Source organism: Haemophilus parahaemolyticus (assembly GCF_018373095.1).
Classification (GTDB): domain Bacteria; phylum Pseudomonadota; class Gammaproteobacteria; order Enterobacterales; family Pasteurellaceae; genus Haemophilus_A; species Haemophilus_A parahaemolyticus_A.
In genome coordinates this window covers 1-13,240 of record NZ_JAHAHT010000043.1, presented here as the reverse complement: position 1 = coordinate 13,240, position 13,240 = coordinate 1, and the positions used below count along the sequence as shown (strand labels likewise).

The window sequence follows — 13,240 nt, the reverse complement described above, 5'->3', positions numbered from 1 at the left end:
TATGAATATGCCTGAGGATAAAATCCGTAAGGTGTTGAAAATTGCTAAAGAGCCAATTTCAATGGAAACGCCTATCGGTGATGACGACGATTCACATTTAGGTGATTTCATTCAAGACGAAAGTCTTGAATTACCATTAGATTCTGCAACGGCAGAAAGCTTACGTATTGCAACCAATGAAGTATTGGAAGGCTTAACCCCGCGTGAAGCGAAAGTGTTGCGTATGCGTTTTGGTATTGATATGAATACCGACCACACGCTCGAAGAAGTAGGTAAACAATTTGATGTCACCCGTGAGCGTATTCGTCAGATCGAAGCTAAAGCGTTGCGTAAATTACGCCACCCAAGTCGCTCTGAAACGTTACGTAGTTTCTTAGACGATTAATCTTTTTTTCAAGCGGTCAATTTTTTGCAAAATTTTGTGAAGAGTTGACCGCTTATTTCAATCATAAACAGAGGATTCTTTATGAACAAATTAACTAAACTCTCATTAGCAGTCGTTATCGGTAGTTTAATGATGCCAGCATTTGCGTCTAAAACTGAGCCTTACACTCAATCAGGCACTAACGCCCGTGAAATGTTGGTTGAACAACCCATTCACTGGATTTCAGTTGATCAAATTAAAAAAGAATTAGAGGGCAAAGCACCGATTAATGTGAGCTTTGACATTGACGACACCGTGTTATTTAGCAGTCCTTGCTTCTACTACGGTCAGCAAAAATACTCACCAGGCAAACAAGATTACTTAAAAAACCAAGACTTCTGGAATGAAGTAAATGCAGGGTGTGATAATTACTCAATTCCAAAACAAATTGGTGCAGATTTAATCAAAATGCACCAAGAGCGTGGAGACCAAATTTACTTTATTACAGGTCGTACAGCAGGTAAAACCGATGGCGTAACCCCTGTATTACAAAAAGCATTTGATATTAAAAATATGCATCCAGTGGAATTTATGGGTGGTCGTGAACGTACGACAAAATATAATAAAACCCCTGGTATTATTGCTCATAAAGTGACAATCCACTATGGCGACAGCGATGATGATATTTTAGCTGCGAAAGAAGCAGGCATTCGCGGTATTCGTCTAATGCGTGCGGCAAACTCAACTTACCAACCAATGCCAACTTTAGGTGGCTATGGCGAAGAAGTTTTAATCAATTCAAGCTATTAAAATAGTGTTGAATGACCTTAAAATAGGATAAACATGTTTATGTGGGCGGATTTCTATCCGCCTACTTTTTCAAAATTTTTGTGGAGTTTTTATGATGAACAGACGCCATTTTATTCAAATTGGAGCAACTAGCATCCTAGCATTAAGTGCAAACCGTTTTGCGATTGCAAAAGGAAAAAGCGATGTTGATTTACGCATTGTGGCAACAACAGATGTTCATAGCTTCTTGACCGATTTTGACTATTATAAAGATGCACCGACTGATAAATTCGGTTTTACTCGTGCGGCAAGCCTTATTCGTCAAGCACGTGCTGAAGTAAAAAATAGTGTATTAGTAGATAACGGTGACCTAATTCAAGGTAATCCAATTGCAGACTATCAAGCTGCACAAGGCTATAAAGAAGGCAAATCTAACCCTGCGGTCGATTGTTTAAATGCGATGAATTATGAAGTGGGTACATTAGGTAACCACGAATTTAACTATGGTCTCAATTATCTTGCAGATGCCATCAAACAAGCTAAATTCCCGATTGTAAATGCGAACGTAGTAAAAGTTGGAACTGAAGAACCTTATTTCACACCTTATGTCATTCAAGAAAAATCTGTGGTGGATAATAATGGCAAAAAACATAAATTAAAAATCGGTTATATCGGTTTTGTACCGCCACAAATTATCGTTTGGGATAAAGCAAACCTTCAAGGTAAAGTGGAAACCCGTGATATTGTAAAAACAGCACAAAAATATGTCCCTGAAATGAAGAAAAAAGGGGCTGATATTATCGTTGCATTAGCTCACACTGGCCCGTCTGATGAACCATATAAAGAAGGTGCTGAAAACTCGGCATTCTATTTGGCAGATGTTCCACATATTGATGCAGTTATTTTTGGTCACTCACACCGTTTATTCCCAAATAAAGAATTTGCGAAATCACCAAATGCGGACATCGTAAATGGTACCGTAAAAGGCGTACCAGAAAGTATGGCTGGCTATTGGGCAAATAATATCAGTGTGGTAGATTTAGGCTTAACAGAACACAAAGGCAAATGGATTGTTACTTCAGGCAAAGCGGTTCTTCGCCCAATTTATGATGTAGAAACCAAAAAAGCACTTGCAAAAAATGATCCAGAAATCACCGCTCTTTTGGCACCAGTTCACGAAGCAACTCGTAAATTTGTGTCTCAACCTATCGGTAAAGCCACAGACAATATGTATAGCTACCTTGCATTAGTGCAAGATGATCCAACCATCCAAATAGTGAACCAAGCACAAAAAGCATACGTTGAAAAAGTGGCACCAAGTGTGGCAGAAATGGCTGGTTTGCCTATTTTAAGTGCAGGTGCTCCATTTAAAGCGGGTGGTCGTAAAAATGACCCAACGGGCTATACCGAAGTGAACAAAGGTGAATTAACTTTCCGTAATGCGGCAGACTTATACCTTTATCCAAATACGCTAGTGGTTGTTAAAGCCACAGGCGAACAATTAAAAGAATGGTTAGAGTGCAGTGCAGGTATGTTTAAACAAATTGACCCTACCAGTGATAAACCACAATCATTAATCGACTGGGAAGGCTTCCGTACTTACAACTTTGATGTGATTGATGGTGTTAATTATGAATACGATCTAACCAAACCTGCTCGTTACGACGGCGAATGCAAACTTATCAACCCAGATTCGCATCGTGTAGTAAATCTTACTTATCAAGGTAAACCAGTTGATCCAAAAGCAGAATTTTTAATTGCAACTAATAACTATCGTGCTTACGGCAATAAATTCCCAGGTACTGGTGATAAACATATTGTTTACGCTTCACCAGATGAAAGCCGTCAAATTTTGGCTGATTATATTAAAGCAACCAGTGAGAAAGAGGGTTCAGTCAATCCAAATGCGGATAAAAACTGGCGTTTTGTGCCTATCACAGGTAACGATAAATTAGATGTCCGTTTTGAAACATCGCCAAGCGAACAAGCGGCGAAATTTATCGCTGAAAAAGCACAATACCCGATGAAACAGGTGGGTACTGACGAAATCGGTTTTGCAGTGTATCAAATTGATTTGTCGAAATAGTAGCTAGAAAAATAAAATGCCGTCTAAAAATTAAAATTTAGGCGGCATTTTTTCTTCCTAAAGAGCGGTCAAATTTTTAGAGATTTTTACTTAGTTCGCAATCTATCTTCTTTATTTTATACTTTTCAACCCTTCTATTGCTTTACATTCCTCTTCATTATGTTCACTTTCGGTAACAATGGACTGTAAAAAAGCTTTAATTTCTAATAATTGAGATATTTTATTTTCCACTTGAATCAGTTGATTCAGTACTAATTGATCCGCCTGATAATGATCTTCCATACTGAATTTAATACGATTGAGTACCTTAATATTCTCTAAAGAGAAACCCAATGTCCGACATTTTTTGATAAAGTTTAATTGCTCTACGCTCTCTTCATTATAATATCGATAACCATTAACCAACCGCTTAGGTGGCTGCAATACTCCTTGCTTTTCATAGTATCGGATAGTTTCAATATTAGTATGTGTAGATTTACTTAATTCACTAATTTTCATTATTTCCTCAAGCAATTTTTTACTTTAATGAGAATGATCATCTAATAAGAAATGTGTATTTCTATCATACAATGATTTAACAGCTTGAAAAACTGTAGAAATACCGCTGTGTAATACAAAAATACTTAAGATACCACTAGCAACTACATCAACCCACTGCCAATTTAACCACCAAGCACTTATTCCTGCAATAATAGCAACAACCGAACCAAATAAATCTACTAAAACATGCAAATATGCTGCACGAATATTCAAATTATGGCGATTACTTTTTAGCATTATAAAAGCTACCAACAAATTAATCCCAAACCCTAGTAAAGCTACACCTAACATTGGCAAAGCGTCTATTTCTATCGGAGCCTGCCAACGTGTTACAGCCTCGATAAAAATCCAAATAGCAACCCAAATTAATGAAATTCCATTGATTAAAGCTAACCATTTTTGCCATTTTAGACTTAAAAATAATCCAATCCATGCTAAAAAAATAGATAAACTATCATTTGCCATATGCCCAGCATCAGCCATTAAAGTAAGGCTGTTAAACCAATATCCCCCTAGAAATTCAACAACCATATAGAAGGTAATAATTGCAAAACTAATGCCTAATACCATTTTATTTTTAGAAATTTGACTATGAGGACAAGATGCATGCTGCTGATATTCTTTAGGACTATGATTTTTTACTATAAAAACTTCTTTCATTTTATTTCCTTAACTATTTAATTTACTTTGCAAGAATCATAAAGTCTGTAGTAACTACAATGTCAAGTCATAAAACGTACATTTAATCAGGTGCTGACGTAGACTCGATACCCAAACCAATTCAACAATTTTGTTTTACCGAAAAGCCAGTTTTGGCTAAATTTAACTTTGTTTTTAAGTTGGCGTTGAAATCTCGCCAATTTGACGAATTACTTGCACACTAAATATGAAAGATCGGGCGAAATTATTGAATTTTGTTGAAGCTATGGTGGAATGGAAACAAGAAAAATAATTGAGCGATAGTAGATTGATTTGTTGAGAGTTGTAAATAGATAAGCAAAACGGCACAAAAGTGCCGTTTTTTGTTATGTTGCTAATATATTCGCAATCTCTTTCGGCATCAGCTTCGGGCTTGGCACGAAAATTTGCTTATGCCGTTGCAATTCGCCTTTTTCTAGCATAATGCTACTTTTCGGCACTTTAAACAATTTGCTGAGATATTTAAGCAGATGAGCATTTGCTGCACCATCCACAGGCGGGGCAGTAATGGCGATTTTTAGCTCGCAATCATGTAAGCCGACAATTTGATCGCGGCTGGCTTTCGGTTGCAGGAAAATTCGCAACCGAATGCCGTCAGGATTTTCTACTTTTTCGACCGCTTGCATTATGCAATTGCCCATAATACGCCGAAAATATTGTAGAACACGTTGTTTAGCAAAATTAACGCAAAGCCAAGTACCATTACAGAGAAATCTAACATTCCCGTGCGAGGTAAGATACGGCGGATAATACCTAAGACAGGCTCTGTGATTTGTGCCACCATATAATCAAGCGGATGGTTTCCTTGAGTCACCCAGCTCATTAACGCTCGGATCAAGGTGGTAAAGAAGAGAATTTGCCCAAAGGTTTTAACTACACCTAATACGCCTGCTAATACAGCAAGTGGAACAGATAAGCCAAATACGATCCATTTTTCTGCCATCAGTAACACTACAGCTAATAAAATCGCTGCGAAGTTGATGCCTTTGCGGGTTGGAATGATTTTTTTGATGGGGGCAAGCACAGGTTCGCTTATTCTCAATAATGATTGTGAAAGTGGCATTCGAGGATCTATGCGGCAAAATTCTAGCCAAGAACGTAGAATTAAAATAAAGGTGAAAAAGCCGATAATGACCGACAAAATTGAACCGATTATTTCCATTTTATTTCCTTTTAATCTAATATAAGCAAGCGGTCAATTTCTGTAAAACTTTTGCAAAAATTGACCGCTCGAGATGAAAATACTTAATTAAGCTTCTGCTGGGAAATCCCACCAGATATCGAATAATTCGCTTACTTGTACGTTTTGTAAGCCATTGTTTTCTAACCAAGTTTTCACTAATTGACGGTGTGATTCATCACATTTGCCAATTTTTTCTAAGCATACTAAACCTTCCCAAGCGAGGTAACCGTTGCCTTCATAAGCAAGACCGTTTGCTTTGATCACTTCGTCGATAAAACGATCAACTGTTGCATCAATTTGGTCGATGCCTGTGCTTTCCGCAAAGTTAAATTTTACTAAAAAGCCTAATTCTTGGAATTCTGCTAAGTGCATTTTTTTACGCTGACGTGCGTTACGTTGAATAGCCATATTTTTCTCCTTATGGAATGTTCGTTGAAATTGGCGAAACTTGATTGGGCAAAAGATGGTTACATTTTACGATTTTTCAAGCCTTTTTCACCGCTTGTTTATTACTTTTTGAGGAAATATAAATCCCAAACGCCGTGACCGAGGCGATGCCCACGCTCTTCGAATTTAGTTAATGGACGGAAATCGGGGCGAGGAATAAAATCATTCGTTGCCGAAGTGTTCTCTAATTCATTTTCAAATTGGCGTAAGACTTCAAGCATATGTTCTGCGTAGTTTTCCCAGTCGGTCGCAAAATGAATAAAACCATTCGAGCGAAGTTTGGTTAATACGCGAGTGATAAATTCAGGTTGTACAATACGGCGCTTGTGGTGCTTTGCTTTCTGCCACGGGTCAGGGAAATAAAGTTGCAAGCCACCTAATGTGCCATCGGCAACGCTATCACGTAAAATTTCGGTTGCATCATGACAAATCACACGTAAATTTTTCACACCTTTTTCTAATGCATAGGCAATACAAGCCCCTACGCCAGGCGTGTGAACTTCAATACCGATGTAGTTGCGGTCTGGATTTTGCTCTGCCATTTCCACCAACGAACGCCCCATACCGAATCCGATTTCTAAAATCACTGGATTGTCGTTGCCAAAAATTTCTTGGAAATTAAAGGATGTGCTTTGGTAATCTAAGCCAAGATTTGCCCAATTGTTGTTCATCATATCGCGTTGATAGTCGCTCAAACGCCCAGTTCGCAATACGAAACTACGCACTTTCCGTAAGTAGCGTCCATCTTCGGTAAACTCCGCCTGTTCAACGGTTTTACGCTTTTTATCTGCAAAGGTAATTTTTACTGACATTTTTCTCTCAATAAAAAAGCACTGAAAATTCAGTACTTTTGGTATTTTAGTGTAGGGTATGTGGATTAAAAATTCACGTACATTTTGCGAAAATAATCAGAAAATCAACCGCTCACGTGCGTGAACTTTATTCACCCCCTACCAAAATTATTAAAACCGCACTAACGCTGAACCCCAAGTCCAGCCACCGCCGAAAGCTTCAAGCAACAATAGTTGACCACGTTGAATACGCCCATCACGCACAGCTTCATCTAATGCCACAGGAATGGTTGCAGCACTAGTATTACCATAGCGATCTACTGTGACCACCACTTGATCTAACGACATCTCTAATTTTTCTGCAGTTGCAGTGATAATGCGTAAATTTGCTTGGTGAGGTACGAGCCAATCTAAGTCGCTTTTAGCTAAATTATTTTCGCGTAAAGTTTCTTCGACCACATTCGAAAGCTCGCGAACTGCCAATTTAAAAGTTGCATTGCCTTGCATTGAGATAAAGCCCGATTTTGGCTCGGTTCTCTCTGCGTTTGGTAAGACGAGCGATTCTTTAGTGTCAGCAGAAGCGTGTAAATGAGTTGAAATAATGCCTTGCTCTTCACTTGCTTCTAAAATGACTGCACCTGCACCATCACCGAAAAGCACCACTGTGCTGCGGTCGGTTTCGTCTAATTTGCGAGAGTTAAGGTCAGCTCCCACCACTAACGCCTTTTTCACTTTGCCTGTGCGGACGAATTGATCAGCTACACTTAATGCATATACAAAGCCTGTGCAAGCTGCCGCAACATCAAATGAGATTGCATCTTCAATACCAAGCAAGCCTTGAATTTGGCAAGCAGCACTTGGATAAGCATGTGAGTTGCTCGTTGTGCCTACAATAATTAAATCAATCTCTTGTGGATCTAAATTAACTTGCTCTAAACATCGTTTTGCTGCTTCAAAACCCATTGTCGCAACGGTTTCATCTGGCATTGCGATACGGCGTTCTTTCATACCTGAACGGGTGATAATCCACTCATCTGAAGTGTCCACCATCTTTTCTAAATCAGCATTGGTTCGAATTTGCTTAGGTAAATAACTCCCTGTCGCTAAAATTTTGCTGTTCATATTTTGTTCTCAGTGATATTTTTAATTATGGAAAATTTAACTATTATAGCCTGAAGTAGCCAAAATTTATAGGAAAACAAGCGAGCGATTTTAGGTAAAGTTTTGCAAATCAGTGGGCTAAACTCACTAATTTTTGCTGAATGCACTCAGGAATTTTGTGTTCAATCTGCTGAATGGCGTATTCAATTGCATAGAAAAAAGCATTCGCACTCGCTCCACCATGGCTTTTAACTACAACTTTTGATAAGCCAAGCAAAGTTGCCCCATTGTGTCTGTCTGGGTTGATTTCTTGCAACTTGCGATAGTAACGATACAAAAATGCTTTCATAAAGAAATTTTTGACCAACGAACAGAGATGAGACCCCCCTTTTTCTTTATGTAAAGAGATGATATTTTTCGCTGCCCCTTCCAATGCTTTCAACGCCATATTGCCGCTAAAACCATCACAGACAATCACATCCGTCAAATAATTCATTAGCTTATCGCTCTCAATAAATCCGCAATAATTGATGTCATAACGTCTGTGCAGAATTTTGTTTACATCTCGCAACACTTGTGTGCCCTTGCTCTCTTCCGTACCAATGTTCAGTAAAGCAAGACGAGGATAAACCAAGCCCAAAATAGCTTGAGCAAAAATATTACCCATTTCAGCAAATTGAAGAAGTTGCTTTTGATTGACCTCTACATTCGCCCCTAAATCGAGCATCACAGTAGATTTACCATTCATGGTTGGAATAAGCGAAGTGAGTGCTGGGCGATCAATATTCGGCAACGGGGCAATCAATAATTTTGCCAAGCCAAGCAGAGCACCCGTATTACCACCACTGACACAGCCATCCGCTTGCCCATTGGCAACCGCTTCAATAGCTAAACGCATAGAACTGTTTTTGCTTTGACGCATTGCAACCGAAAAAGGCACTTCGGGATCAATGGTTTTGTCTGTATGCTGAAATTGAATGCGAGATTGTAGTGCTTCTGGAAAAGTTTGCAGAATTGGATCAACCTGTTGCTGATCACCAAATAAAAGAACAGTAAGCCTTGGGTTGGACTCCAATGCTTTTTGTATGGCGGGCATAGTAATACGGGGACCAAAGTCCCCGCCCATCACATCTAACGCAAGAGTTAGATGATTCAAGTTAAACCTCTAAAAAAGGAATTACTTGTTAATTACTTTACGACCACGGTAGTAACCGTCAGCAGTAACGTGGTGACGTAAGTGAGTTTCACCAGTTGTTTTGTCTACTGATACTGCAGCAGTTGTTAATGCATCGTGTGAACGACGCATATCACGACGTGAACGAGATTTTTTATTTTGTTGAACAGCCATTGGCTATACTCCTAAGTTAGTTCTTTTTTAAATTAGCTAATACAGCGAACGGGTTCGGTTTTTTCGCCAGTTCTTCAGGCAATTCGCCAAAAACCTGTTCCTGCGTGGACACTTCACAGTGTGCAGCATCATGCATCGGGACTAGAGGCAATTCAATGATAAACTCATCTTCAATCATATCTAGTAAATTTACTTCACCGAACTCATTAGTTTCAATCGGATCATAAATTTCGGGCAAATCGTCCGCCTGATTCATATTTGACACTGGACTGAAACAAAATATGCAGTCGAGCGTTTGCGTAAATGGGTTACTACAACGTTGACAACAGAGCTCCACATTAACTGTCGCCGTGCCTTTAATCACCACGAGCTTTTGCGGATCAACATATAACGAGAGAGTAACTTGTGCATCGCTTAGCACTTGACCAACAGATTCACCCAAACGGCTTAAAAGACTCGCTGGAAAGTAGCCTTCGTAATCCATTCGACGCTGGGCGTCTTTATATGGGTCAATTGTTAGGGGTAGTTTTACCTTTTGCATAGGGTCAATATACTACAGATAGAACGTCAAATAGTCAAAAGGAAAATCAGCTTTTTTTATAAATTTTGTCAGGGCAATCGCTTATAATTTGTCCATTTTCAATACAAAGTACCCGATCAAACAATGTCCTGCTCTCTTTGATTTGATGAGTTACCATTAACAGCGTTAAATGTCGCTCCGCACAAAGTTCTGCAACAAGCTGTTGTAGCTCTTCACGCCGCTTTGGGTCGAGTGCAGAAAATGGTTCATCCAATAACAAAATCGGTTGATCGCGTAGTAATGTGCGAGCGAGTGCTACTCGCTGTTTTTGCCCTCCCGAAAGCTGATCAGCTCGACGCTCTAAAAATTCGGCAATTCCCATTTTTTCTGCAATATCCGCTACTTGAGCTTTTTGCCTCGCATTCAACTTTAAGCTTGGTACTAACGCCAAGCCAATATTTTGTGCTACCGTTAAATGCGGAAACAGGTTGTTATCTTGGAATAACATTGAAACAGGACGGCTTGTCACATCCGTTTGTGTATGATTGCAATTATTCAGCCAAATCTCACCGCTTGTTGGCAAATCAAAGCCTGCAATGAGGTTTAATAACGTACTTTTCCCCGCCCCACTTTCGCCAATAATTGCCACACGCTCACCTTTTTGGATAGAAAGCATGAATTGCATCGGCATCTGTTCATAATCAAAAGTAATATTAAGGTTTATCATTGAGGAGTAATAAATAAAATGGATAATGGATAAAACAGGCTGATTCATCCAAATCAGCCTTTCTTTTTTACTCTTTCGGTAAGCGTTTAATCGAGAGGATTAAACCGCCCCAGATGATGACTAACGCTGCAACCATCATTAAAATTGCTGATGTACTCATATTATTCCTCCACGTTAAATTCAGGTTCGTTTTTCCACGGTAAGCGAGACAGGATAAACGCCACGATAACTAAGAGCATTGCCATTCCCCAACCGAAAGTATTAACAAACCAGTTTGGATAACCTTCATAGCCTTCGGTAAACACTTTTACGCCTTCACTTAATAGCATAAACGCTAAAACCCCTGTGGTAACGATAATGCATAAACGCCAGATAGTGCCGACTTTGAATGATGAAGTTTTATTGATGTGGTGACCTAATGTACTAAGTTTGCCATTCGCTACAATTGCAATTAAGGCAGCAAAAGCGACCGCTACAATACCAAAGTAGTTCACAAATTTATCCATTACATCTAGCATCGGCAAGCCTGTTGTGGTACCGAATAAGATCACTGAGACGATCATCATTGGTACGCCAACCACGAAAGTCGCAGTTACACGCCCCATTTTGAGTTTGTCTTGAATGGAAGCAATAATTACCTCAATCACTGAGATAAATGAAGTTAATGCTGCAAAGGTAAGTGAACCGAAGAACAACACGCCTAAAACCGTGCCCATTGGTGCTTCGTTAATGATGGTTGGAAAAGCGAAGAAGGCTAAACCGATACCACCTTTCGCCACTTCACTTACTTCTTGACCTGCAGCCGTTGCCATAAAGCCAAGCGCTGCGAACACACCGATACCTGCTAACACTTCAAAACTTGAGTTTGCAAAGCCAACCACCAAGCCTGTGCTGGTAAGGTCTGAATCTTTTTTCAAGTATGAAGAGTAGGTTACCATAATCCCGAAACAGATTGAAAGCGAGAAGAAGATTTGCCCATAAGCTGCAATCCATACGCTTGGATCTGCTAATTTTGACCAATCTGGCGTGAATAACGCATCTAAGCCTTTTGTTGCACCAGGTAGAGTCAAAGCATAAATTACCAACGCAATAAACATTACGACAAGCACTGGCATCAATAAGCTAGAAACTTTAGCGATCCCCTTTTGCACGCCGAATGCAAGTACGCAAAGTGCGATAATCCAAACAGCAACTAATGGACCTGTAACTAAGCTAACAAAATCGAAACTCACACCTTGTGCAATATCGCCCATTTTAAGGAACTCACCGACGAAGAAATCAACAGGTTTATCGCCCCACGTTTTGCTAAATGAGAAGAAAGTATAAATGGCTGCCCAGCCTAATACTACTGCATAATATAAGCCAATGATGACATTCACCATTACTTGCCACCAGCCAAACACTTCAAAGTGTTTATTTAAGCGACGGAATGAAAGCGGAGCGGCTGCACGATGGCGGTGACCAATCGCAAAGTCCAAGAAAAGTAGCGGAATCCCTGCAGTTAAAAGTGCAACGATGTAAGGAATGATAAATGCACCGCCACCATTTTCATAAGTGGTATAAGGAAAACGCCATATGTTTCCCAAGCCTACGGCTGAACCGATAGCTGCCATAATAAACGCTTGACGACCTGAGAAGGTTTCGCGTTTGTGGGTAGTTTGATTAGACACGGAAAAGTTCCTCTAAAAAGTTAAAAATATAAACATTTGCTTGAGATAAATCAAATAAGTTGCGAATAATTCGCATGGTGTGAAGAATATGCCGAAGTGATTAGAAAGTAAAGAAGAGGAATATAAAACTTTGATAGGTTTTTATAAAACATACCAGTGATTTATTCTATAAAATACAGAATAAATTAGATTTAAAATCTAAAATAATCTACTCTACAGTTTTTGTGAATAGTTTTATAATCGAAAAATAGCATTAAGATTTGTTTTTAAATTGAGTGATAAAAAGCGTTTAACCTATCTGTTTTTTTTGCACTGAAAAATAGATTATTTCTGTTTTCAACAAAACTAAAACGATTCAGCAAAATATCTTGTCGCAACCGTTTGCAAAGCCGATTTTTCCCGATTATTATTCAATCATTATGCTACTAAAAGAGTAAATAAGAAGGAAATTATGGCAAACCAATCTGATATTGTTTTAATCGGTGCAGGTATTATGAGCGGTACGCTTGGCACGCTGATTAAAGAAATTCTGCCCGAGCAAAGTATCACTATTTTTGAAGCTCAAAATGCGGTGGCAACAGAAAGTTCTAATGAATGGCACAATGCAGGTACAGGGCATTCCGCCTTGTGTGAACTAAATTATACGGCTGAAAAAGCAAACGGTTCGATTGATATTACTAAAGCCCTAACTATCAACGAAAAATATCAGCTCTCGCTTGAAATGTGGTCTTACTTGGTCGCAAAGGGCGATATTGAAAACCCAGCTGAATTTATCCGCAAACTGCCTCATATGAGCTTTGTGCAAGGTGAAAAAGATGTCAATTTCTTACGCAAACGATTTGAAGCGCTTGTTCAACATCCGTTGTTTGAAGGAATGCAATTTGCAGACGATCGGGAAACTTTAGCGAAATGGATTCCATTGATGATGCAAAAGCGTCAAGGAAATGAACCGCTTGCAGCCACATTGATTGAGCA

General features: G+C 39.2%; 17 protein-coding genes. 4 read left to right on the top strand and 13 right to left on the bottom strand.

Annotated features, from left to right (window positions below; genetic code table 11):
* The 3 genes from KH943_RS05790 to cpdB all read left to right on the top strand — a co-directional run.
* Positions 1–385: sigma-70 family RNA polymerase sigma factor (locus KH943_RS05790; protein ID WP_304108816.1), on the top strand; the 385-nt coding region annotated here is incomplete at its 5' end.
* Between the two features lie 81 nt (positions 386–466).
* Positions 467–1,174, top strand: a complete 708-nt coding sequence (gene aphA / locus KH943_RS05785) for an acid phosphatase AphA (protein ID WP_005709754.1) — start codon at positions 467–469, stop codon at positions 1,172–1,174.
* A 91-nt stretch (positions 1,175–1,265) separates the two neighbouring features.
* Positions 1,266–3,239, top strand: coding sequence for a 2',3'-cyclic-nucleotide 2'-phosphodiesterase (cpdB, locus tag KH943_RS05780; RefSeq protein ID WP_304108811.1), 1,974 nt, complete (start codon positions 1,266–1,268; stop codon positions 3,237–3,239).
* Between the two features lie 111 nt (positions 3,240–3,350).
* On the opposite strand, the gene KH943_RS05775 is transcribed toward cpdB, so the two are convergent.
* The 13 genes from KH943_RS05775 to KH943_RS05715 all read right to left on the bottom strand — a co-directional run bounded on the left by KH943_RS05775 (position 3,351) and on the right by KH943_RS05715 (position 12,265).
* Positions 3,351–3,737, bottom strand: coding sequence for a MerR family transcriptional regulator (locus KH943_RS05775; RefSeq protein ID WP_114908414.1), 387 nt, complete (start codon positions 3,735–3,737; stop codon positions 3,351–3,353).
* Between the two features lie 24 nt (positions 3,738–3,761).
* Positions 3,762–4,439, bottom strand: a complete 678-nt coding sequence (locus KH943_RS05770; RefSeq protein ID WP_179225277.1) for a cation diffusion facilitator family transporter — start codon at positions 4,437–4,439, stop codon at positions 3,762–3,764.
* Positions 4,440–4,804: 365 nt separating this feature from the next.
* Complete coding sequence (gene yggU / locus KH943_RS05765) at positions 4,805–5,104, bottom strand: DUF167 family protein YggU (protein WP_304108822.1); 300 nt, start codon at positions 5,102–5,104, stop codon at positions 4,805–4,807.
* A complete protein-coding gene (locus KH943_RS05760; RefSeq protein ID WP_304108802.1) occupies positions 5,104–5,640 on the bottom strand; it encodes a YggT family protein in 537 nt (178 codons plus the stop codon). Before KH943_RS05760 ends, yggU begins: the two co-directional genes overlap by 1 nt.
* A gap of 87 nt (positions 5,641–5,727) precedes the next feature.
* Positions 5,728–6,069 (bottom strand): YggL family protein, encoded by a 342-nt coding sequence (locus KH943_RS05755; protein WP_304108798.1) that lies wholly within the window; start codon positions 6,067–6,069, stop codon positions 5,728–5,730.
* Between the two features lie 101 nt (positions 6,070–6,170).
* Complete coding sequence (gene trmB / locus KH943_RS05750) at positions 6,171–6,920, bottom strand: tRNA (guanosine(46)-N7)-methyltransferase TrmB (RefSeq protein ID WP_304108795.1); 750 nt, start codon at positions 6,918–6,920, stop codon at positions 6,171–6,173.
* Between the two features lie 150 nt (positions 6,921–7,070).
* Complete coding sequence (locus KH943_RS05745; protein ID WP_304108792.1) at positions 7,071–8,021, bottom strand: beta-ketoacyl-ACP synthase III; 951 nt, start codon at positions 8,019–8,021, stop codon at positions 7,071–7,073.
* A 109-nt stretch (positions 8,022–8,130) separates the two neighbouring features.
* Positions 8,131–9,156 carry a phosphate acyltransferase PlsX gene (plsX, locus tag KH943_RS05740; protein WP_304108789.1) on the bottom strand — a complete coding sequence of 342 codons (1,026 nt, stop codon included), beginning with the start codon at positions 9,154–9,156 and terminating at the stop codon, positions 8,131–8,133.
* Positions 9,157–9,177: 21 nt separating this feature from the next.
* Positions 9,178–9,348, bottom strand: coding sequence for a 50S ribosomal protein L32 (gene rpmF / locus KH943_RS05735; protein ID WP_005598552.1), 171 nt, complete (start codon positions 9,346–9,348; stop codon positions 9,178–9,180).
* Between the two features lie 16 nt (positions 9,349–9,364).
* On the bottom strand, positions 9,365–9,889 hold the full coding sequence (yceD, locus tag KH943_RS05730; protein ID WP_304108786.1) for a 23S rRNA accumulation protein YceD: 525 nt from the start codon (positions 9,887–9,889) through the stop codon (positions 9,365–9,367).
* A gap of 46 nt (positions 9,890–9,935) precedes the next feature.
* On the bottom strand, positions 9,936–10,595 hold the full coding sequence (gene thiQ, locus KH943_RS05725) for a thiamine ABC transporter ATP-binding protein (RefSeq protein ID WP_304108819.1): 660 nt from the start codon (positions 10,593–10,595) through the stop codon (positions 9,936–9,938).
* A gap of 67 nt (positions 10,596–10,662) precedes the next feature.
* Positions 10,663–10,755 (bottom strand): methionine/alanine import family NSS transporter small subunit, encoded by a 93-nt coding sequence (locus KH943_RS05720; protein WP_039851557.1) that lies wholly within the window; start codon positions 10,753–10,755, stop codon positions 10,663–10,665.
* A 1-nt stretch (position 10,756) separates the two neighbouring features.
* Complete coding sequence (locus KH943_RS05715; protein WP_304108779.1) at positions 10,757–12,265, bottom strand: sodium-dependent transporter; 1,509 nt, start codon at positions 12,263–12,265, stop codon at positions 10,757–10,759.
* 451 nt (positions 12,266–12,716) lie between these two features.
* Here KH943_RS05715 and KH943_RS05710 point away from each other — a divergent pair.
* Positions 12,717–13,240, top strand: a 524-nt coding sequence (locus KH943_RS05710; protein WP_304108776.1) for a malate:quinone oxidoreductase, incomplete at its 3' end; no start/stop codon positions are given.